Raw genomic sequence first — 21855 nt, forward strand, 5'->3', positions numbered from 1 at the left:
TAACAGACAAAAAGAGGTACGATTATGTCAACAAAACTAGTTGTTACTTTATTAGCAACCAGTCTTTTAACTGTAGGCTGTGTGGCTTATACGGACGACCCTTCTTATCGTGGTGGTTATGGTTACCATAATCATGATAGTAATCGCTATAATCGCAATGATGGACGTCGATATAACGATTGGGAACGAAGACGCTGGGAAGAACGTCAAAGAATATATGAACAACAACGAAGAGTTGCTCGCGAACAGGATCGAAATCGTCATGAATGGGATAAAAGACGCCATGACGAAGATAAGAAACACCGTGATGACGATAAAAGACGCCACGAGTGGGATAAAAAACGGGTAGAAGATCGTGACCATAATCGTCGAGATTCTCGTCATGATGACTAAATTCATTACTATATAAAAAGCCCCAATAAGCTACGTCTTTTGGGGCTTTTTTGAGAATTCTAAACTCTCTTAATTATAGAGTAATGAGTAGCAGCTCACTTCATACATAAATCGGCATCTTAAATATATGACTCTATAATCTTTTAACTATTCTTATCACTAAGAATTACTGAGCTGTTGCAGAACCTGAAACAGAACCAGAAGCGCCAGCATCAACTTGACCTGGTTGTGCTTGGCCAGAAACGCCCGCATCAACACCTACACCAGCTTGTACGCCAGATGGGCTAGCACTTGTTTGAGCAGAACCTGATGCGTTTAAACCAGCTTCAGATGCACAACCAACAGCTGTAAAAGCAACACCAGCAAGTACTACAGAGATAAGACCTAATTTTTTCATAATCGCTTTCCTTTCATTACGACAAACACTTAAATGCAAAGATCATCTTCGCGCTGCCTATAATTCACAATTTTTTTTTCTGGCGTGCGTATCATTGGTTGTCTTTTGTAGTAATAGAAGTACAAATTGTGCAATTTTTTATTAAATTCGCTTCCTTACTCTTAGCTCTATCTTTTATATAAAACTAGCAACTTAAGCTTTTGTTTAATTTTATCAATTTTTAATTTTTATCTGAGCCTTTTGCTCTACTCAAAAAAATTCTCTTTATAGAAACGCTATATAAGGTGCGTAGAATGTTACAGAGGTTTTTTGCTTAAAAACTCCTCTTCCCATTAAAAAAAGCCGGGTATAAACCACAGCTTCTCTAAAAATTTACGTTATTTCGATTTAAATTACGGCCACTGCATCTCGCCTTTTACAACTTTTGCACCCAGCTCTAGGCTATCCACACTTTTTAATGTTGGATATTGTTTTTGCATGAGCTGACTTAGCTCACTCGCATTTTTACTTACTTTAACGGCTTTCTCATAGCTCTTGAGATAGTCGATCGAAAAGTTAACCGCATCCAAACCTTGTGGAGCTCCCTCAACCATATGGGCAGGAACAACTGTCTGAGGTTGAAGTGCTTTAATGTTTTCTAGCGTTTGAATTACTTCATTGCGGTCTTTAACTTTTGGTGTATCTGCCATCCATAAATGAATACCTGAAGATACCGGAATACCACCTACTACTGCCTTAGAAGAAGGAATCCATAAATAAGTGAGTTCTTTCTTACCTTTAATCTCGATTGACTCATTCTCTAGCTTCAAAGTTTTAGCAGTATAAGCTTGAGGCACAATAATTTGGCTAGGCGCATTTGCACCCATTTGTGGACCCCAATACTTCACTTTGAGCGCTTGAGTATCTTGAATATGTTTAACAGTTTCTGGCGTTGCGATGATTTGTACATTTGGGAAGTATTGTTTAAATACGTCTAAGCCAAAGTAATAGTCTGGATCGCCATAGCTTACGAAAATTGTTTTTAGCGTTTTTCCGCTATCGAGAATATCGGCAGCAATACGTAATGCTTCAGATTTTGAGAATTGCGCATTAACCAATAGAACTTCTTTATCACCTTCAATTAAAGTAGACGTCACACCAAAATGTTCGGGCTTAGCCAGAAAACTTTGGATTTTTAGATCTTGTGCAAAAGCTGAGGAAGTTACTATTAAAGCGGTAGCAGTTGCTAGGGCTGAAGCAGTTAATTTAAAAAATTTCATTATGTATTCTCCAATTTCATGAGAAATACTTTAAATTGCAATTTCTGTAAGGTAAATGCACTAAATTAAGATAAACTGTTGCATATATTGTAATAATGATAATGCATATGGACACATTAAAAGCCATACAAGTCTTTGTTTCTATTGCTCAGCATGGCAATTTAACCAAAGCCGCAGAACATCTGAATTATTCCCGTGCGATGGTTTCTCGTTATCTTGAGCATCTTGAACACACATTCTCGACTCGACTATTTCAAAGAAATACACGAAAAATATCTCTCACGCCAGCAGGTGAAAAAGCCCTCCTCTACTGCGAAAATATTTTACAACAACAGCAACTTCTACAAGAGTTAGCCGCACCTGAGCAACATAACGGTACGATTCGCTTTACCTGCGGTTTGTTTTTATTTCAATTAGGGGTTGGGGAATGTATTCGCCAATTTAAAGAGCAACATCCACATATTCAATTTGATGTATATCTGACTGAAAATACGATGGACTTAATTGATGCTCAGGTCGATCTAGCTTTACGTATAACCCAAAAAGTTGCAGATGGTTTAATTGCACGACCTGTTTGCCAAATCGAGTCCGTTTTCTGTGCACATCCTGATTATTTAAAACAGCACAGCCCCCTCTCCCATCCAAGGCAACTTATTCAACATGAATGTTTAGCTCACCATAGCCAACATCAATTTTGGACACTTTTTGATGAAGAGCAACAACCCCAGAATTATCCTTTAAACGTGACCTTTAAAAGTAATGATGTAAATGCTGTTTATGATATGTGTGTACATGCCCAAGGTGTGGCAATGTTGCCTTCACTATTAATTAAAAAAGATTTAAAAGAAAAAAGATTAGTTCCTTTATTTAAAAACTTTTCAGCTCCTGAATTAAGTTTGTCAGTGGTATATGCATCGAGACAACATTTACCCAAAATAACGCAGGAATTTATTGCTTTTATGATCGAAAATTTAGATTTTTACTTAAAACCGCAAAATTAAAAGTTTTAAATTGCCGTGTACGCTTGAATTTTTAGGCAATGCCCATACTTCATCCCTATTAATGAATTACAGCATATGCATGGCAGTTCAGGTTTTACCCAGTAAATGCTGATGCCAATAAGGACTGTACATGTTTAAAAACCCATTTAAACGGAGATCATCAATGGCTAATGAGCAAAACGAGCAAGCTCAAGACATTCAACACGAGCAAGCAGAGCAATCTAATGAGCAAACTCAGGCTGAAGGTGTAGAGCAAGCAAACGACGTTACCGTTGAATCTTTACAAGCGCAAATCACCAAATTAGAAGAAAGCCTGAAACTTGAAAAGGCACGTACAGCAAATGCTGTTTACGAAGCACAAAAAAGTGTAGAGCGTATTCAACGTGAATCTGACAAGCATAAAGAAACTGTGCTTGAAAAATTTGCCAAAGAATTACTTGATTCTGTAGACAATCTAGAGCGCGCAATTCAAGCAGCGGGTGATGAAGAAACACCAGTACTTGAAGGTATCAAATTAACCTTAAAGTCACTGTTAACTGCGCTTGAAAAATTTGGCGTTGTAGAAGCTGATACTAAAAATGGTTTCAATGCAGATTTACATCAAGCAGTAGGTATTGATCCTAATGCTAAAGCAAATGAAATCGGTACTGTTTTACAAAAAGGCTATACGTTAAATGGCCGCTTATTGCGCCCTGCTATGGTTATGGTTGGTCAATAAGTAAATTTTTGAGAGTTTTTAGATTTTTTTTAGCTAAAACGCTTGAAAAAAATAGATTCACTCTCATATCGGATAACAAGCAAAAACATTGCAAAAGAATTTTTGAGGAAAACGTCACATGGCAAAAATTATTGGTATTGACTTAGGTACTACCAACTCATGCGTTGCTGTACTTGAAGGCGATAAAGTAAAAGTAATCGAAAACGCTGAAGGCGCACGTACAACTCCATCGATCATCGCTTATAAAGATGGCGAGATCTTAGTAGGTCAAAGTGCTAAGCGTCAGGCAGTAACTAACCCGAAAAATACATTATTCGCTATTAAGCGTTTAATTGGTCGTCGTTATGAAGACCAAGCGGTACAAAAAGATATCGGTCTTGTACCTTACAAAATCATCAAAGCTGACAATGGTGATGCTTGGGTTGAAGTAAACGACAAAAAATTAGCACCTCAACAGATCTCTGCTGAAATCTTGAAAAAGATGAAAAAAACTGCAGAAGACTATTTAGGTGAAACAGTTACAGAAGCAGTTATTACCGTTCCTGCTTACTTTAACGATGCTCAACGTCAAGCAACTAAAGATGCTGGTAAAATCGCTGGCTTAGACGTTAAACGTATCATTAACGAACCAACTGCTGCTGCACTTGCGTTCGGTATGGACAAAAAAGAAGGCGATCGTAAAGTTGCAGTTTACGACTTAGGTGGTGGTACTTTTGACGTATCAATCATTGAAATCGCAGACCTTGATGGTGACCAACAAATCGAAGTGTTATCAACAAACGGTGATACTTTCCTTGGTGGTGAAGACTTTGATAACGCATTGATTGAATTCTTGGTTGAAGAATTTAAGAAAGAACAAAGTGTGAACTTGAAAAATGATCCACTTGCGTTACAACGTTTGAAAGAAGCTGCTGAAAAAGCAAAAATTGAGCTTTCTTCATCAAATGCAACTGAAATTAACCTTCCATATATCACTGCCGATGCAACTGGTCCTAAACACTTAGTGATCAATGTAACACGTGCAAAACTTGAAGGTTTAGTTGCTGATTTAGTTGCTCGTACAATTGAGCCTTGCCGTATCGCGCTTAAAGATGCTGGTCTTTCGACTTCTGACATCTCTGACGTAATCTTGGTTGGTGGTCAGTCTCGTATGCCACTTGTACAACAAAAAGTACAAGAATTCTTTGGTAAAGAGCCACGTAAAGACGTGAACCCTGACGAAGCAGTTGCAATCGGTGCTGCGATTCAAGGTGCAGTATTGTCTGGTGACAAAACTGACGTTCTTTTATTAGACGTAACACCATTAACTTTAGGTATTGAAACAATGGGTGGTGTATTAACACCAATCATTGAGAAAAACACGACGATTCCTGCGAAGAAATCACAAGTGTTCTCTACTGCTGCTGACAACCAGCCTGCTGTAGATATTTCTGTTTACCAAGGTGAACGTAAGATGGCTCAACAAAACAAATTGTTGGGTAACTTCCAATTAGGTGACATTCCGCCTGCTCCACGCGGTGTGCCACAAATTGAAGTATCTTTCGACATCAATGCTGATGGTATCTTGAAAGTATCTGCTAAAGATAAGAGCACTGGTAAAGAGCAATCGATCCAGATTAAAGCAAACTCAGGTTTGTCTGATGCTGAAATCGAAGCAATGATTAAAGATGCAGAAGCGAATGCTGAAGAAGATCGTAAGTTTGAAGAACTTGCAAAAGCTCGTAACGAAGCTGATGCATTAATTTCAAGCTCGAACAAAGCAGTTAAAGATCTTGGTGACAAAGTTACTGAAGATGAAAAAACAGCTGTAAGCACTGCCGTTTCTGAACTTGAAGCAGCAACAAAAGAAAATGATGTTGAAGATATCAAAGCTAAAACTGAAGCTTTACAAAACATCTTGATGCCTATCACTCAACGTGCTTATGAACAAGCGCAACAAGCTGGTGGCGCAGAAGGCTTTGATCCAAATGCATTCCAAGGTGGCGATGCTGGTCAACAAAAAGCTGATGATGGCGTTGTAGATGCTGAGTTCACTGAAGTTAAAGATGACAAAAAATAATTTGTTTCTTTAATAAAAAAACCGCGCTTAGGCGCGGTTTTTTATTATTTACAAAAAATAACAATACGTTTTTTCATATATTTTTAAATTATTTAATGTCAAAAAGGTCAATTATAAAAACTAATGTATTCATTATAAAAAAGATTTTCTAAACTAAAATACATTGTTACTTATTACATTAATTATTCCATTATTGCCAAGTCTAAAAACATCTTTTTAAATTTTTCTACCAAGATCACAAAGCTCTCCCACTCTCCTGTACTTTTTATCATTTTGACGAATTAAATTAAGTAGCTAACAATAAGATTTTATTTATATTTTTATTTTGCCATGAAAACATTTCTATGGTGGGGATTAAGCTTATGTTTATGCATAGGCTTTCAAACGACGAGCTTTGCTCAAAATAATTTAGCAATGGGTTCCTCTAATCAACCTTTAAGGTATCGAATTGCTTTTATTGATCCACGGTTTCAATTAACTCGAGAAAAATTAGTTGAGATTAGCCAACAAGCTGCTGAAATCTGGCATAAAGAGACTGGAAAAACCTATTTTATCTATGATTCAGAAGCTCAGTTGGTAATTAACTTAATTTATGATGATCATCAGCTGATGAAAAGCGAGCAACAGGTAAATTTGGATGCACTTTTGCAAAAGCAGGAAGTATGGCGTCTTAAAAATGAAGAAATTATTTTAAATAAACAAGAGATTGATCAGCTATCGTCTGATTTAAACAAAAGAAAGATCAATCTGAAAGCTGAGTTTGAGCAATATGAACAAGACGTAATACGCTTTAACCAAGGAGAACATCGATACTATCGTGCCGATGAGCTAAAAGAGCAGCAAAATCAACTCCAGCAAAAATCTAGAAATCTACAAAACGAATCAAATAGTTTAAATTATAAAATTCAACTACTTAATCTAAAAATTAGGGAGTTCAATCAAGAGCAAAATGATTTAAGCTCTCTAAAAACACGATTCAAACTTGAACAAAAAGCCAGTATTCAACCCTTCCATAAAGGCTTATTCAGCCAAAACCAAATTCAAATTTACGGTTACGCTTCTTTAAATGATTTACGTTTAACCCTTGCTCATGAGTTTGGCCATGCATTAGGACTAAAACATACTACTGATCCTAAATCATTAATGTATCCACGATTAAAAGAGCAAGATATCCATAATTTCAAATTAACAAATTCAGATTTAGAGTTATTAGGCTCAATTTATAGTTCAATTAAGGAAAATCATTAAAGTTAAATAATTAAAAAAACTAAATAAAACCAAACTAAATGAATTTTTTCTAAAAAATAATTTGGCATTTGGTAAAAAATAATGAGACTAAAGTCTCATTTATTTATTTGAATCGTACGTTTTTTGATTGATTTTTCACTTTATATTCTTATAATACGTTTTTTTTAAAATCTCCCCCCTTCAATTATGCGTTTAACATCTTTGTTATTAGGCGTAGCCTTTGCTTTTTCTAATTTTCAGGCTAATGCTAATCTTGCTACTCCAGCTCACACTCAAATTCAGCAAAAAGCAGGTCAACATTTGACTTACAAAATTGCTGATATTGATCCACGTTTTGGTTTAAGCCAAGACCAATTAATTCAAATTAGCCAACAAGCTGCGGACATTTGGAAGCAAGGTACTGGACAGGATTATTTTACTTATGATCCAAATGCAAAGTTAGAAATTCGTTTAGTTTACGATAATAGCCAGAGTCGTTCTGAACAGCGTCAAAAAATTGCTGCTCAGTTTCAGCAAGAACAGCAACGTGTAATTGATGAACAGCAACAAATTAAGCAATTGAAACAAACTCTTGGCCAAACTCAATCTGATCTTGAAAATAAGAAGCAGATTTTGAATGGCAAATTGAAAAATCTTGACGAGCAAATGATGCAGCTTAACCAAGGCAAATTAGCACCTGAATACAGTGCTAAATCTTTGGCTAAAACTCAGAAAGATTTGCAAAAACAAACTGTTGCTTTAAAGAAAGAAATTGCTGCATATAATGAGCAAGCTAAAGATTTAAATGTCAAAGTTACTCACTTTAATCAGATTAACAATGAGTTCAACAATTCATTGACCCAATTTAAGCAAAATGCCCAAGCTGATGTCTTTAAAAAAGGTATTTATAATGGCAAGCAAATTGTGATTTATGAGTTTAAGTCTATTGATGATTTACGTTTAACAATTGCTCATGAGTTAGGACATGCGCTTGGTTTAAAACATAGCGATCAACCAAATGCATTAATGTACTCAGTACGTAAAGATGGTGACAGAAAAGTCACTGGTCTTACAGATGCTGATCGTGATCTATTAAGTGCTTTACCTCAATAATTAAGGACTTGATATAAAATGATGTATCTATTTCTAGGTAGATACATCGAAATTCATATCAAAGTCATGTTATTGTGGTCATAAGAGCTAACTAAAATAGAATGGAGATCAAGATGAGTTACTATCATATCCTGATTGAAGTAAATGATCATATCAGCACAATTGAACAAACACGTGATATTGAACTGTTTGATATTATTGAAATTAAACCATACCTCCATTCTATTCTAATTCCCTTTTTCAATGAGCATGAAATCGAGCTTGAAGATGAAAATATCGAATATAAAGATATTCTACATCTTGAAGTGAAACAGACTCTATTACCGATTGAACATTTAATTGAAGAAGAACAAAAGCAATTACCAAGTGATACAGATGTTACGATCACAGCGTATGAAATCTTTAATGATCGAGATTTAAGCCAAGATGTGACTTCAGTTATTTTTGATATTTTGGAAGCGGTAAAATTAGATTAGCAATCTAATACAAATACTTATAAAAAAAGGTCTGCACATGCAGACCTTTTTTATATCTTCATTTTATTGCATCATTTTTTGGGCTTGTTCTTGGCGAAATGCGCGTAAGATTTGTTGCCCTGCTCGTCCTGATGGATTTAAACCTAAACGAGTTTGCTCCTGACGAATAGCTACACGGGTTTTATCCCCAATAAGACCATCAACTGCACCAATATCGTAGCCGCGATTAATCAAAAACTGTTGGATTTCACGACGTTCAGCGCGTGAAGTTCCTGGATCATCAGTTGGCCAAGAGGTTGCAAAAGGACGAGCGCCTTTTAAACGATCAGATAGATGGGCAATGGCAAGACCATAACTTTCCGCTGCGTTATAACTGTAGATAGCATCAAAATTCTTAAATACTAAAAATACTGGACCATTTACACCTGCCGGTGCCATTAAACCTGCCGACGTACTGCCAGATAAAGGCCCTTGAACAAGTGGAGAGCCGTCAATTCGAGTTACCCCTCGTGCACTCCAGCTACTTAATGCTTTCTTTGAGCGTCGCCCTTCTCCATCAATTGACATGCCTTGAGGAACTTTTACTTCAAAACCCCATGGCATTCCTGTTTGCCAACCAGCTTTATTTAAGAAATTAGCCGTTGATGCTAATGCATCTGCAGTACTTGATACTAAATCGCGACGACCATCTCCATCAAAATCAACAGCTAAACGTTCATAGGTCGATGGCATAAATTGCGTATGTCCAAATGCCCCAGCCCAAGAACCTTTCAGTTGATCTTCGGTTAAATCACCGCGCTGTAAAATACGCATGGTGGCAAAAAATTCAGTACGGAAATAACTTTGTCGACGACCTTCACAACTTAAAGTTCCGAGCGCTTGTAATAAAGGATATTTTCCAGAAATATCACCAAAATTACTTTCTACCCCCCACACTGCCACGATTGTTTCTGGTGGCACGCCGTAAGTTTGAGAAGCACGATTTAAAACATCGCGATGTTGCGCCAGTTTTTGTTTTCCAAGCTCAACACGCTCTTCATCGACTAAGCCAGAAAGATAATCCCAAATTGGTGTCGAAAATTCTGGTTGATAGTTTAATTTATCAATAACTGAATAATCTGGAGTTAAGTTTTGAGTATAACGGTCATAAGTTGCTCCCGAGACTCCCGCAGCAATTGCTTGAGAACGTAAATTTGCCAAACAACTTTGGAAATTATTATTAGGCGTATAATCTTCGCTAGTTACTACTGGAACAGTAGCATTGCTAGATATTGTAGAACCATTAATTACGAGCTCTGCTTGAGCCTGAGTCATTGCTAAAAATACAGAGCCAACAATACAAGAAAAACGTCGCATATTATCCCAGTTTCAATTTTTGAATTTAAATTTTTAAGTACCATACCATTATGAGTCTAAAATTTCAGAGAGAAAACGTAAATTTGAATTCATAATCTCTTCTTTAAATTCATTTTCAGTGTTTTAAATTCAAATTTCCCACTTTATTTTAAATTTAAAACTTCCCCGATGTGCATCACCAGTTTTGAATTCAAAACAATAGCGCATAGTTTAAATTCAAAAGTCTTACTTTAAATTTAAACTATAATGCAGGCGTTTCTGTGGATAAACTTATCCACAATCGAGCAAAAACAGCACTATTTATTGATTCCATTCTATATTTCATTATTCTTTACGACATAAGAAGTCTAAGCAACCGAACAATGTATCTTTTTAAATTCAAAAATCACGCAATAATTTAAATTCAAACTTACCGCGTTATTTTAAATTTAAAACACTTCAACAAACACCATTAATTTTTGAATTCAAAAACCATGAACTCTATCATCAGCTACAAATCAAACTCTATTGTGGATAACTAACTTTAAATTCAAAACAATCAAGCTTCACTTTTTAAATTTAAAAATACCATTAATATTTAAATTCAAAAATTCCTATAAAAAGTTATCCACAAACAAAAATTACTCAGGATTTATTATTTTTTAAATTTAAAAGATAAAAAAAGCGATCCGAAGATCGCTTTTTTTTAGAATTAGAAATGCTTTAGAGAGTCATATCTGCTGTTAAAGCGAGTGGTTCTGGCAAAATTTCTGCTAATTGACGGCATAAATTCGTCAATTCATTACTATCCACAGGCATTAAAGTGATATGGCCTAACTTACGGCCAGCACGTTCAGACTTGTTATAAAGATGTAGATGAGCACCATTTAAGGCAAGTACATCTTCAGTTTTAGGATGCTGACCAATAATATTGATCATAACCGTTGGGCGAACAACGTCTGTTGAACCCAATGGTAGACCTGCAACAGCTCGAATATGGTTTTCAAACTGAGAACAAACAGCGCCTTCAATGGACCAGTGACCTGAGTTATGCACACGTGGTGCCATCTCATTTGCACATAAGCCTTGTTCTGTCACAAATAGCTCTAGAGTTAACACACCAACATAGTTGAGGTGATTCAACAAACGAGTAATGTAGCCTTGAGCCACAGGTTGCAAAGCTTCGCTATTCGGTGCTGGAACAATTGAATGCGATAAAATGCCATTATGATGGTGATTTTCAGCCAGTGGCCAAGTTTTTACTTCACCATTTTGGCCGCGCACCGCAATAATTGAAACTTCACGAGAGAATTTAACAAAGCTTTCGGCAACTAAACTTTTTGCAGGACCAAGTTCAGCCCACGCCGTATCAATCTGGTCTTCTGAACGAAGTACAAACTGACCTTTACCGTCATATCCACCAGTTGCAGTCTTAAGCACAATCGGTAAACCAAGCTCAGCAACAGCCTTTTTCAAGCTTTCTAGACTATCTACAGCACGATACGGCGCAACAGGAATAGTAAGCTCATCAAACAGTGCTTTTTCTGACAAACGATTTTGCGCAGTTGCTAAAGCAACACGGGGAGGGTGCAATGCTTTGGTTTGTGTTAAAACATCTACATCTTCAACGGGCGTATTTTCAAACTCAAGACTAAAAACATCAGCACTTTCAATAAACTGCTTTAAGCCTTGCTCATCTTGGCTAGAAAAGACTTGGCCTAAAACACCTGCTGGACAATCTCTATTTGCTTCAAAAAAAGTACACTGAATATTTAATGGTAACGCCGCTTGAGCCATCATTCGACCCAGTTGCCCACCACCAAAAATACCGATAGTTTTATCCATCTCAGCCTCTTAAACCTGACCCGGAATATTTTTGCTTGCAACTTTATCAGTTTGCGCAGCGCGGAAATCAGCAACATTTTTTGCGATTTCAGGACGAGTTAAACCTAAGATTTGTGCCGCCATAATTGCAGCATTCGTCGCACCTGCTGGACCAATCGCTAAAGTACCTACTGCGATACCAGCTGGCATTTGTACGATTGAAAGCAAAGAATCTACGCCATTTAAAATTGATGATTTCACTGGCACACCCAAAACTGGTAAATCAGTTTTTGCAGCACACATTCCAGGTAAATGCGCTGCACCACCAGCACCAGCAATAATTACTTGAATACCACGATCACGCGCAGTTTCTGCGTATTCAAATAAACGGTCTGGAGTACGATGAGCAGATACCACTTCCGCTTCAAATGGGACACCAAGCTGTTTAAGCATATTGGCTGTGTTTTCGAGAGTTGCCCAATCGGATTGAGAACCCATAATAATTCCAACGAGAGGTTGAGCGTCTTGTGCTGCGGCCGCATTCATTGCTAATGTTCCAGAGACAAAAGTAAAAGAAGATAAATCTCGACGAGAGCCAAGTTTTAAATGGTTCGGAAGCCCATTATTATAGACTGATTTTTCATCTCACGAAAATTTAACTGACCAGCTCTGCGAATATTTTTAATCTCTTCAAAAAATGTCATGGTTTAACAAGGACACATTCTCAATTTTTATTAATATTATTTAAACATCCTGCAAGATAAACAGGCATTTGGAAGAGCAATGGCTTATTGCAAAGTAGAATAAATCATTTAATTCACAAGCCATTGCAGCTTACTGGCTTCTAAATACGAAGTAGACACAGCCAAATAAACATACCATCGCCCACAAATAATCCAGTTTAAATGGTTGTTTAAACAAAAAAAGCATAAACGGTACGAACACAATCAGTGTGACCACTTCCTGTGTAATTTTCATTTCACCGAGTAACCAGCCTTGCGCGCTCAGCATACGAGTTGCCGGGATCATAAAACTATATTCAAGCAGGGCTATAATCCAACCAAATAAAATCGCTTGCCAAAGTGGAGCATGGTGCAAAAATTTAAGATGCCCATACCATGCAAGTGTCATAAAGCAGTTAGAAATAATTAATAGTGCAAAAGCTAAAACCGTTGGGCTCAAAGGCACATCCTTCATCTTTACGATGATTTAAGTATTTTAAAGATACAAAACATTATAAAAGATAAAACTGTAATTCAGCTTAAATCGAAAAAATAAAGATGCGCTTTTGTTAGGGCCTCAAACACATAGAACAACAACGATTTTTGACTATCTTTTCGAGTTTAGCCTTGCTATCGTTGCTGGCAAATTTATCAATAATGCACACAAAGTCATTCATACGAATATTGTGTACAAAAGCAGTGGAGAAGGCGAGCAATGCATCTGCATATCTTGGGTATTTGTGGCACTTTTATGGGCTCTTTAGCACTTTTAGCTCGTGATTTAGGACATAAGGTAACCGGTTCCGATTCAAACGTTTACCCACCAATGTCTACCCAGTTAGAAAACGCAGGCATTACTCTCATGCAAGGCTATGACCGCAGTCATTTACAGCCTCATCCAGACTTAGTCATTGTCGGAAATGCCATGAAACGTGGTATTGATGCCGTGGAATATATGCTGAACGAAGGTTTGCCATATATTTCTGGTCCTCAGTTCCTTGCCGATCACGTTTTACAAGGTAAACATGTGCTTGGTGTAGCAGGAACTCATGGTAAAACCACGACTACCACCATGCTGGCTTGGGTACTTGATCAGGCGGGTTTAAATCCGGGCTTTTTAATTGGTGGTGTTCCACTTGGTTTTAGTGAAAGCGCTCGTTTAGGCGGTGGAAAATACTTCTGCGTTGAAGCTGATGAATATGACTCTGCTTTCTTTGATAAACGTTCTAAGTTTGTTCATTATCATCCAAAAACGGCGATTTTAAATAACCTTGAATTTGACCATGCCGATATTTTTGATGACCTAGCAGCGATTCAAAAGCAATTCCATCATCTTGTTCGTACCATTCCAAGTGAAGGCCGTATTATTGCGCCAATTACTGAAACTCATATTGATGAAGTGCTTGAAATGGGTTGCTGGACACCAGTGATTCGTACAAGTCTAGAAGCGAATGAAAAAGCTGCTTTGTCTGCCGAATTAATCTCAATTGATGGCAGCCATTTTAAAGTACTCGAAAATGGCAATGCCGCTGGTGAAGTTAAATGGACCATGACCGGACAACATAGCGTAGCGAATGCTCTGGCAACGATTGCAGCCGCTCAACATGTAGGTGTTACACTTGAAACGGCTTGTGAAGCTTTGTCTAACTTTGGCGGCGTAAAACGTCGTATGGAGTTACTCGGTACAGTCAATGGTATTGAGGTTTATGATGACTTTGCTCACCACCCAACTGCAATTGACACCACTTTAGATGGTGCACGTAAACGCTTAGGTGAACGCCGTTTATGGGCCATTATTGAACCACGTTCAAATACAATGCGTATGGGCAGTCATAAAGATGGCTTGGCACATTCAGCACGCTTAGCAGACGATGTCATCTGGTACCAGCCAGAAGGTTTAGACTGGGATTTACAACCCGTGATTGCAGCTGCTTCTAACCGTGCTCAAGTAAGCCGTTCTCTTGATGAAATTATTGAACGTATTGTCAATGAAGCAGGTGAGGGCGATGCCGTTGTGATTATGTCTAACGGTGGCTTTGGTGGCTTACATCAAAAACTCATGAGCGCATTAAAAGCGAAAGCTGCTTAACTTCCGCTTTAGATGATTCAATAAAAAAACGGGTTTCAATTTGAAACCCGTTTTTTTATATCAATTATTTTTAAACTTTTTCTGGCTCTATATTGGCCATAAATTTATTAGAAACGATTAAACGTAAACTATATACAATGCCCATCGCAAAAACGCTATATCCCACGTTATTACAAATAAACGGAATACATAAAATAATGAGCGCGGTGATCGGATAAAACCATTTCGTGATTCCAGATAAACATTGGAACTCGTAAAGTATCCAAATACAGGTGGTATAGAGCACCACACTCACCGCAACGACTATTCCCATATATAAATCAGAAATATGCGCGTGATGGGTTGTGACATCCACAGCGGCGGCAAGCGCTGCACCCACCGCAGCAATACTGACAAAAACAAAATAATGGCCGTATCCCCAAACAAATGGGCGTACACCTTTAACATGATGATGTTGTTCACTACGGTCAAAATAAGCCCACCACATTGCGAACATCAACATCAATCCACCAATCATTAAGAAAACGGCAGGAATATTGATAGATTGAGCCGCAAGCGCATCACGTATGGCATTAAAACTACCTACGATTGATTCGCCCAAAACAATAATGGTGAGGAGGGCATAGCGTTCTACAATGTGGTGAGGATGCCATGGCGTTGGTGAATATTTTTCTGCATAGATAGGAATAAATAACTCCATCGCAACCAGAAATAAAAATAAAGGAACTGAAAGTATGTGCGCAAAATTAGCAACGAGCCAACCCACCTGTACCAAGACAATACCTACCGCATAGCGGTAAGCGGTAATTCGCCGCTCTGGATCATGTTTTGCTGCACGTAACCACTGGGTAACCAGTGCCATGCGCATAATCACATAACCAATAATGATGATGTCAAAATCCTGACTACGAAATACATCAGGAATACCGGCGGCCATCACCAATGACCCCACAATCTGTACAAAGGTAAGGCATCGATACAATGCATCATCGTTATCGTAAGCTGAAGCAAACCACGAAAAATTCATCCATGCCCACCACAGCGCAAAAAATACCATCAGGTAGCTTGGTAATGCATGCCAGAGGTGATTTTCAATAATCGCGTGATGTAACTGCTGACCCGCTGTTGCAATCGCGACCACAAAAATTAAATCGAACAATAATTCGAGGGGAGTTGCTGCTCTATGCGGCTGTTTTGGATCTCTTGGAGATAGGGGCCTCAAACTTAATTTTTTCTGTTTTGCTTGAGTAGTCATAAAATAACGTTCTCGAATAAAGTGCCAACACGTTAACACTTTAATATTAACGCCCAGAACACGCATTAAAAAATGTCTAGACCTGCTGTTTAATCATTACTCACAAACAAACCATATTTCATTTTTGTGACAATTCTTTATCAAGACAACAGGCTTAATTCTTTATCATAGCCCACGTTTTTTGTTCTTGTTTGGAATATGAATGTCTTTAGAAACACTCAACCTTAGCTTATTCCATGTGATTAATGGGGCTCAGGATGCGAGTCAATTTATCATTCGTCTTGCTATCTTTTTTGCTAATGATCTCCTCTATATTCTTTTATTCATCCTTACATTTTTATGGTTCTATGGTGATCAAGATTTAAAAAATAGAGTCATTAAGTCTGTCTTTTTAACCTGTATATCCCTTTTAGTAGGTTACGTTATTTCTCTGTTTTACCATCACTCCAGACCATTTGTCATGGGTGTTGGCACCACGTTTATTGAGCATGCGCCAACAGCATCTTTTCCAAGTAATCATATGCTGATTTTCAGTACCATTGCTCTGTCTTATTTGTTTGCTCAGCGCAAAATGATTGGAATCATTCTTTTATTCTTATCATTTGTGGTGGCATGGTCACGTATTTATTTAGGTGTGCATTTCCCTTTAGACATGTTGGGGGCTTTTATTGTTGCGCTTCTGGTCAATACAGCAGGTTATTACTTCTGGAATGCTTACGGTACAAGTTTGACCGCATTCTTTATTCACCTTTACCAGATTATATGCAAACCGCTTTTAGACCGCGGTTTGATTAAATAATCCGTAGATCTTTTTTTATATTAAAACCACGAGATTAAGTTCAGTTGCGTAATATAAAAAAATCTGCCATTCTATGTGAAATTGGATATGTTTTATCCAAAACAGAATTTAGTTTGACAAGGGGAGTAGCCTCCTCCAAACATAACAGCAATGTTATGTGTCAGATATCGTCAATACACTTTTATTAAAAAGTCGGTATCTGAGCATCGTGAAATTCATGATGTAGGCAAGACCTTGATCATGTTGATACAGATGTTTTAATTCATCTGGCAACTGGTCGAGGTTTTTTTATGCCCAATTGCCGGATGTGAGGAGGATTTATGGAAACAATCGGCAATCTATGGCTGTACATAGCATTCTTTGGCATTGTCATTGTCATGCTTTTAGTGGACTTTTTAGGCTTTAAGCAAAAGCAAGGTCAGGATGTCTCAATTAAGCAAGCTGCTTACTGGAGCGTGGCGTGGGTAAGTGTCGCGGTCTTATTTGGTGGTGGTTTATGGCTATATCTACAGCAAACTGCTGGTGTGACCTTAGCAAATCAAAAAACCATGGAATACTTCGCAGGTTACTTACTTGAAAAGTCCCTCGCAATTGACAACGTTTTCGTCTGGTTAATGATTTTTGCGGCATTTGCTATTCCAGCTGCCCTACAACGTAAAATTTTGCTCTACGGCGTATTAGGTGCAATCGTACTGCGTACTCTGTTTATCTTTATTGGCGCATGGTTTGTTCAAGAGTTTTCATGGGTGCTTTATATCTTTGGTGCGTTCTTGGTATATACAGGCTTCAAATTCTTAAAGGGCCAAGAAGAAGAAACCAATATTGAAGATATTAAGGCTCTAAAATGGTTACGTAAGCATATGCGTATTACGCCACAACTGGAAGGTGACAAATTCTTTGTACGTCAAAATGGTTTATTGTGGGCAACGCCGTTATTTTTAGTATTGATTTTGGTTGAAGCTTCAGACGTGATTTTCGCAGTAGACTCTATTCCTGCTATTTTCGCGGTAACCAGTGATCCATTTATTGTTTTAACAGCGAACTTAATGGCAATTTTAGGCTTACGCGCAATGTTCTTCTTGCTTGCTGGCGCTGCTTCTAAACTGCATTACTTACCGTATGGCTTAGGCATCATTTTATTGTTCATTGGTGCAAAAATGTTGTTGCTTGATGTATTCCACATGCCAATCTGGATTTCGTTAAGCTTTATCGTAATAGTGTTAGCAATTACCGCTTATCTCTCTTTACGACACAACAAAAAGCAATTGCAGTCTTAATTCATCCTATAAAGGGATCTACATAAAAAAGCACTTTTAAAGTGCTTTTTTATTGGGTCTTGCTTGCGATCAATCAGTGCATTTTAAGTACTTAATAAATAATAAGCTTTCATGTTCAAAGCTAAATTAGAACAAAAATTCAAAAATATAATTAAATAAGTTTATGTATTTTAATAATTTTACTCTTAACTTCTTTATTTAAAATCAATCTTGGCAAGCTCTTTGCATTTCCTAAAAAGAAAAAAGCCTAGATTTTAAGGGCTCGCGAGAGCCCTGATTTTTTTAAGGAGTGATGCCATGAATGCGATTCCAACTTTAACGCCGCTAGCAATACCATGTAACAGCAGTTTTGAAGCAAAAGATTGGGAAATTTTATCTACTCACTGGTATCCCGTCGCACGCACTCAAGATGTATCTACTGCACCACAAAAAGTGACGTTATTAGATGTGAATATGGCCCTATATAAGACAGAAAGTGGCGAAATTCACTTAGTTCGAGACATTTGCCCACATCGTGGGGTTCCTTTAACCAAAGGTTGGGTGGATGGTGAGGAAATTGTGTGTCCCTATCATGGTCTACGCTATAACACTGAAGGGAAGTGCACCCAAATACCAGCTCAACCTGAGTTAACCAAAATTTCTGATCGTTTTTCTCTTACCAAATTTCCAGTTGTTGAACGATATGGCTTGATTTGGACCAGTATTCACAGTCGGGATGTTACTCGAGCTAATATTCCAGTATTAGATACTTGGGAGCATGCAGAACATCAATCAATTTTACCGCCTTTTGTCGATATTGGCGGTTCTAGCGGACGTCAACTTGAAGGGTTTATCGATGTCGCACATTTTGCCTGGGTACATCACAATGCCTTTGCCAGTCGCGATAATCCCATTGTCCCTAAATACCATACTGAACGTACCAAATATGGCCTCAAAACAGTCTATATCAGCAATGTCAGTAACTATCCACACGAACTAAAACATCTCGAACCAGAAGGCTTTTTGTGGAAGCGCACCTTTGATGTTTATCCACCTTTTTCAGCTGTGCTTACGGTAAATTTCCCAGAAGATGGGGTCTTAAAAATCTTAAATGCCTGCTGTCCTATCTCAAGCAATAAAACCCGTTTATTTGTTCCACTCACCCGTAACTTTGACCAAACAGGAGATTTAGAAAAAGTATATGCATTCAATGCGCAAATTTTTGCTGAAGACCAAGATATGGTCGAATCACAAAAACCAGAAGACCTTCCGCTTGATTTAATGATGGAAGCACATTTTGAAGCAGACCGTTCATCAACGACTTATCGACGGATTTTGGCTGAATGGGGACTAAGTAAACGTTATACCGTTTAAATATTGGCTAAGTGGGGTACAATCAATCGAAAAAAGTGAAAATATAAAGGCTTTCCATGTCATTGATCGCAAATACCACCGTTGTGCGTGGTCGTTTTTTAGATATCCAGCAAACCGTCTCTGAGCCAACTGATATTCCAAATCAAGTGCGTTATTTAGAAGATGGTGTATTGATTAGTGAACATGGAAAAATCAAATGGTTTGGTGCATGGGAAGAAGCTCAAGCACATCTTCCTACTGGAGTTGAGGTTCAACATTATCCAGAACAATTGATTGTACCTGGCTTTATTGATACCCATATTCATTTTCCGCAAACTGAAATGGTGGGAGCTTACGGCGAACAACTTTTAAGCTGGCTCAATACCTATACTTTTCCCACTGAAATCCAGTTTCAAGACAAAGCATATGCAAATGAAATTGCCCAGTTCTTTGTTCAGGAACTCTTAAAGCACGGTACAACGACGGCCCTCGTTTTCTGTACGGTTCATCCTGAGTCTGTTGATGCCTTATTTGAAGCCGCAGAACACGTTCAGATGCGTTTAATCGCTGGTAAGGTACTCATGGACCGCAATGCCCCTGAAGCGCTTTGTGACACACCTGAAACGGCTTACAGTGACACCAAGGCACTCATTGAAAAATGGCATGGCAAGGGTCGTGCTCTGTATGCGATTACACCACGTTTCGCACCAACGTCTACACCTGAACAATTAGAAAGAGCAGGGCAGTTAAAACAAGAGTTTCCAGATGTGTATGTACATACCCATTTAAGCGAAAACAAAGATGAAATTGCTTGGGTGAAATCTTTATTTCCAGAACAAGCGGGCTATTTAGATGTTTATCAACATTATGGCCTAACTGGTAAACGTTCTGTTTTTGCTCATTGTGTTCACTTAGAAGATGAAGAATGGCAATGTATGCATGATACGCAGTCGGCTATCGCATTTTGCCCAACTTCAAACCTGTTCTTAGGTAGTGGTTTATTCCCATTGAAAAAAACTTGGGAAAAACAAGTGAAAGTAGGTTTGGGGACAGATATCGGTGCTGGTACATCATTTAGTTTGCTGCAAACTGTTAACGAGGCTTATAAGGTCCAACAGTTACAGGGTGATAAGCTTTCAGCTTATGAAGCACTTTATCATGCGACGTTAGGCGGAGCAAAAGCGCTTGATTTGCAGGACAAGTTAGGCAACTTCAATGTCGGTAAAGAAGCAGACTTTGTGGTACTCAACCTTAAGCCAACTGCACTACAGCAACTTCGTCAGTCTAAATCCAAATCTGTTGAAGATTCGTTGTTTGCATTATTCACTTTAGGTGATGACCGTAATATTGAGGCGACTTATATTTATGGAAACCGTGCTTATCAAAAAGAAACAGCCTAATAAAAATCGGGCCGTTAAGTTTTTGTTATTATTTGGAATATGTGCTCTTGTTTTAAAGCGGGATCGACATATTGCTCAAAATGATAAAACTTCAGAGTCATCAAAGGGTGCATGAAACATCATTTTGCTTTAAAATTTTACCATTAACTCAGATTTTAGAGGTGTTGCAGGTCAACACCTTTTTTATTTTTTCTTTTATATCTTGTAGGAATCTGACATGACTGTTGCAATGAGCATCATGATTTCAACCGAAGAAATTCAAGCAAAAGTCAAAGAGCTCGGCGAGCAAATTAACGCTCACTATGCAAATAGCGACAAAGAGTTAGTCCTGATTGGGCTACTGCGTGGTTCTGTTATTTTCATGGCAGACTTGTGCCGAACGATTACCAAACCGCATGAACTCGACTTTATGACAGTGTCTAGCTACGGCGGCGGTACGACTTCAAGTCGAGATGTTAAAATCTTAAAAGATCTTGATGGTGAAATTCGCGGTAAAGATGTACTGGTCGTTGAAGATATTATCGACTCAGGTAATACCTTAAGCAAAGTTATGGAAATGCTGCAAACTCGCGAACCAAATTCGATTCAATTGTGTACGTTAGTGAGTAAACCATCTCGCCGTGAAATTGATCTCGAAGTGAAATTCTTAGGTTTTGAAGTTGAAGACAAGTTTATTGTGGGTTATGGATTAGACTACGATCAAAAATATCGCCACTTACCATTTATTGGCGAAATTGGTTTATAAATTTCAAAAAAATAGCACCGCGAGGTGCTATTTTTTTATATAAAACTTTAGCTTCGAACAAAAAAGACACAAAAAGTCGCAATCTGCTACAGACAAAATAGATGACTCTGCCGCACGATAGAATATGAAGCAAAATCATTAACTTCATCAAAAAAACAACTGGAGAACAAATATGTGGTCACTCATTGTCGCTATTGTAGTTGGTTTCTTTGCTGGCTTAATCGCTCGTGCCTTACATCCAGGGGATGATAAAGCAGGTTTCATTGTAACTACCCTAATTGGTATTGCAGGTTCGCTTCTAGCCACTTATGGTGGACGTTTACTTGGCCTTTATGGAGAAAATTCAGCTGCGGGCTTTATCGCATCTGTAATTGGTGCAGTCATTATTCTCTTTATTTACAATTTAATTGCACGAAAAAGTTAATGACTTTTAG

The 21855-nt window shown here is 37.9% G+C and carries 20 protein-coding genes and 1 pseudogene; 14 read left to right on the top strand and 7 right to left on the bottom strand.

Annotated features, from left to right (window positions below; translation table 11 throughout):
* The first annotated feature begins 24 nt into the window (after positions 1–24).
* Positions 25–393, top strand: coding sequence for a hypothetical protein (locus tag AOLE_RS19410; protein ID WP_013199292.1), 369 nt, complete (start codon positions 25–27; stop codon positions 391–393).
* A 166-nt stretch (positions 394–559) separates the two neighbouring features.
* Here the strand turns inward: AOLE_RS19410 and AOLE_RS19415 are convergent, their stop codons facing one another.
* Positions 560–790, bottom strand: coding sequence for a hypothetical protein (locus AOLE_RS19415; RefSeq protein ID WP_000733015.1), 231 nt, complete (start codon positions 788–790; stop codon positions 560–562).
* 392 nt (positions 791–1182) lie between these two features.
* On the bottom strand, positions 1183–2049 hold the full coding sequence (locus AOLE_RS19420) for an MBL fold metallo-hydrolase (RefSeq protein WP_013199293.1): 867 nt from the start codon (positions 2047–2049) through the stop codon (positions 1183–1185).
* A 107-nt stretch (positions 2050–2156) separates the two neighbouring features.
* Between AOLE_RS19420 and AOLE_RS19425 the strand changes: the two genes are divergently transcribed.
* The 6 genes and pseudogenes from AOLE_RS19425 (at position 2157) to AOLE_RS19450 (ending at position 8643) form a co-directional block, all read left to right on the top strand.
* Positions 2157–3050, top strand: a complete 894-nt coding sequence (locus AOLE_RS19425; protein ID WP_013199294.1) for a LysR family transcriptional regulator — start codon at positions 2157–2159, stop codon at positions 3048–3050.
* A 163-nt stretch (positions 3051–3213) separates the two neighbouring features.
* Positions 3214–3768 (top strand): nucleotide exchange factor GrpE, encoded by a 555-nt coding sequence (gene grpE, locus AOLE_RS19430; protein ID WP_004795539.1) that lies wholly within the window; start codon positions 3214–3216, stop codon positions 3766–3768.
* A 118-nt stretch (positions 3769–3886) separates the two neighbouring features.
* A complete protein-coding gene (dnaK, locus tag AOLE_RS19435; RefSeq protein ID WP_004795542.1) occupies positions 3887–5827 on the top strand; it encodes a molecular chaperone DnaK in 1941 nt (646 codons plus the stop codon).
* Between the two features lie 330 nt (positions 5828–6157).
* Positions 6158–7075, top strand: coding sequence for a matrixin family metalloprotease (locus tag AOLE_RS19440; RefSeq protein WP_023274348.1), 918 nt, complete (start codon positions 6158–6160; stop codon positions 7073–7075).
* A gap of 111 nt (positions 7076–7186) precedes the next feature.
* A pseudogene (locus AOLE_RS19445) lies at positions 7187–8167 on the top strand (M57 family metalloprotease).
* 101 nt (positions 8168–8268) lie between these two features.
* A complete protein-coding gene (locus AOLE_RS19450; RefSeq protein WP_003656007.1) occupies positions 8269–8643 on the top strand; it encodes a hypothetical protein in 375 nt (124 codons plus the stop codon).
* A 63-nt stretch (positions 8644–8706) separates the two neighbouring features.
* Here the strand turns inward: AOLE_RS19450 and AOLE_RS19455 are convergent, their stop codons facing one another.
* The 4 genes from AOLE_RS19455 to AOLE_RS19470 form a co-directional block, all read right to left on the bottom strand.
* Complete coding sequence (locus tag AOLE_RS19455; protein ID WP_013199296.1) at positions 8707–9999, bottom strand: lytic murein transglycosylase; 1293 nt, start codon at positions 9997–9999, stop codon at positions 8707–8709.
* Positions 10000–10701: 702 nt separating this feature from the next.
* The gene (locus tag AOLE_RS19460; RefSeq protein WP_013199297.1) at positions 10702–11823 is read right to left on the bottom strand and encodes a 5-(carboxyamino)imidazole ribonucleotide synthase; all 1122 of its coding nucleotides are present in this window, start codon (positions 11821–11823) and stop codon (positions 10702–10704) included.
* 9 nt (positions 11824–11832) lie between these two features.
* Entirely contained in the window at positions 11833–12348 is a 516-nt protein-coding gene (purE, locus tag AOLE_RS19465; protein WP_002115451.1) for a 5-(carboxyamino)imidazole ribonucleotide mutase, read from the bottom strand.
* 288 nt (positions 12349–12636) lie between these two features.
* A complete protein-coding gene (locus AOLE_RS19470) occupies positions 12637–12999 on the bottom strand; it encodes a DMT family protein (RefSeq protein ID WP_023274349.1) in 363 nt (120 codons plus the stop codon).
* Between the two features lie 240 nt (positions 13000–13239).
* On the opposite strand from AOLE_RS19470, the gene mpl reads away from it, so the two are divergent.
* Complete coding sequence (gene mpl / locus AOLE_RS19475) at positions 13240–14613, top strand: UDP-N-acetylmuramate:L-alanyl-gamma-D-glutamyl-meso-diaminopimelate ligase (protein ID WP_013199299.1); 1374 nt, start codon at positions 13240–13242, stop codon at positions 14611–14613.
* A 70-nt stretch (positions 14614–14683) separates the two neighbouring features.
* Here the strand turns inward: mpl and AOLE_RS19480 are convergent, their stop codons facing one another.
* Entirely contained in the window at positions 14684–15934 is a 1251-nt protein-coding gene (locus AOLE_RS19480) for a low temperature requirement protein A (RefSeq protein ID WP_013199300.1), read from the bottom strand.
* Between the two features lie 136 nt (positions 15935–16070).
* Between AOLE_RS19480 and AOLE_RS19485 the strand changes: the two genes are divergently transcribed.
* The 6 genes from AOLE_RS19485 (at position 16071) to AOLE_RS19510 (ending at position 21845) form a co-directional block, all read left to right on the top strand.
* Complete coding sequence (locus AOLE_RS19485; protein WP_013199301.1) at positions 16071–16667, top strand: phosphatase PAP2 family protein; 597 nt, start codon at positions 16071–16073, stop codon at positions 16665–16667.
* A 320-nt stretch (positions 16668–16987) separates the two neighbouring features.
* Complete coding sequence (locus tag AOLE_RS19490) at positions 16988–17944, top strand: TerC family protein (RefSeq protein WP_013199302.1); 957 nt, start codon at positions 16988–16990, stop codon at positions 17942–17944.
* Between the two features lie 297 nt (positions 17945–18241).
* Positions 18242–19297, top strand: coding sequence for an aromatic ring-hydroxylating oxygenase subunit alpha (locus AOLE_RS19495; RefSeq protein WP_013199303.1), 1056 nt, complete (start codon positions 18242–18244; stop codon positions 19295–19297).
* A gap of 56 nt (positions 19298–19353) precedes the next feature.
* Entirely contained in the window at positions 19354–20676 is a 1323-nt protein-coding gene (gene guaD, locus AOLE_RS19500; RefSeq protein WP_013199304.1) for a guanine deaminase, read from the top strand.
* Positions 20677–20893: 217 nt separating this feature from the next.
* Positions 20894–21421 carry a hypoxanthine phosphoribosyltransferase gene (hpt, locus tag AOLE_RS19505; RefSeq protein ID WP_004795560.1) on the top strand — a complete coding sequence of 176 codons (528 nt, stop codon included), beginning with the start codon at positions 20894–20896 and terminating at the stop codon, positions 21419–21421.
* Positions 21422–21593: 172 nt separating this feature from the next.
* Complete coding sequence (locus AOLE_RS19510) at positions 21594–21845, top strand: GlsB/YeaQ/YmgE family stress response membrane protein (RefSeq protein WP_000269732.1); 252 nt, start codon at positions 21594–21596, stop codon at positions 21843–21845.
* Positions 21846–21855: the final 10 nt, after the last annotated feature.

Origin of the sequence: Acinetobacter oleivorans DR1 (assembly GCF_000196795.1) — a bacterium.
GTDB lineage: Bacteria > Pseudomonadota > Gammaproteobacteria > Pseudomonadales > Moraxellaceae > Acinetobacter > Acinetobacter oleivorans.

Coding starts and splice junctions, on each gene's coding strand:
- AOLE_RS19410 (WP_013199292.1), top strand. CDS start 25: ATGTCAACAAAACTAGTTGTTACTTTATTAGCAACCAGTCTTTTAACT.
- AOLE_RS19415 (WP_000733015.1), bottom strand. CDS start 790: ATGAAAAAATTAGGTCTTATCTCTGTAGTACTTGCTGGTGTTGCTTTT.
- AOLE_RS19420 (WP_013199293.1), bottom strand. CDS start 2,049: ATGAAATTTTTTAAATTAACTGCTTCAGCCCTAGCAACTGCTACCGCT.
- AOLE_RS19425 (WP_013199294.1), top strand. CDS start 2,157: ATGGACACATTAAAAGCCATACAAGTCTTTGTTTCTATTGCTCAGCAT.
- grpE (WP_004795539.1), top strand. CDS start 3,214: ATGGCTAATGAGCAAAACGAGCAAGCTCAAGACATTCAACACGAGCAA.
- dnaK (WP_004795542.1), top strand. CDS start 3,887: ATGGCAAAAATTATTGGTATTGACTTAGGTACTACCAACTCATGCGTT.
- AOLE_RS19440 (WP_023274348.1), top strand. CDS start 6,158: ATGAAAACATTTCTATGGTGGGGATTAAGCTTATGTTTATGCATAGGC.
- AOLE_RS19450 (WP_003656007.1), top strand. CDS start 8,269: ATGGAGATCAAGATGAGTTACTATCATATCCTGATTGAAGTAAATGAT.
- AOLE_RS19455 (WP_013199296.1), bottom strand. CDS start 9,999: ATGCGACGTTTTTCTTGTATTGTTGGCTCTGTATTTTTAGCAATGACT.
- AOLE_RS19460 (WP_013199297.1), bottom strand. CDS start 11,823: ATGGATAAAACTATCGGTATTTTTGGTGGTGGGCAACTGGGTCGAATG.
- purE (WP_002115451.1), bottom strand. CDS start 12,348: ATGAATGCGGCCGCAGCACAAGACGCTCAACCTCTCGTTGGAATTATT.
- AOLE_RS19470 (WP_023274349.1), bottom strand. CDS start 12,999: ATGAAGGATGTGCCTTTGAGCCCAACGGTTTTAGCTTTTGCACTATTA.
- mpl (WP_013199299.1), top strand. CDS start 13,240: ATGCATCTGCATATCTTGGGTATTTGTGGCACTTTTATGGGCTCTTTA.
- AOLE_RS19480 (WP_013199300.1), bottom strand. CDS start 15,934: ATGCGTGTTCTGGGCGTTAATATTAAAGTGTTAACGTGTTGGCACTTT.
- AOLE_RS19485 (WP_013199301.1), top strand. CDS start 16,071: ATGTCTTTAGAAACACTCAACCTTAGCTTATTCCATGTGATTAATGGG.
- AOLE_RS19490 (WP_013199302.1), top strand. CDS start 16,988: ATGGAAACAATCGGCAATCTATGGCTGTACATAGCATTCTTTGGCATT.
- AOLE_RS19495 (WP_013199303.1), top strand. CDS start 18,242: ATGAATGCGATTCCAACTTTAACGCCGCTAGCAATACCATGTAACAGC.
- guaD (WP_013199304.1), top strand. CDS start 19,354: ATGTCATTGATCGCAAATACCACCGTTGTGCGTGGTCGTTTTTTAGAT.
- hpt (WP_004795560.1), top strand. CDS start 20,894: ATGACTGTTGCAATGAGCATCATGATTTCAACCGAAGAAATTCAAGCA.
- AOLE_RS19510 (WP_000269732.1), top strand. CDS start 21,594: ATGTGGTCACTCATTGTCGCTATTGTAGTTGGTTTCTTTGCTGGCTTA.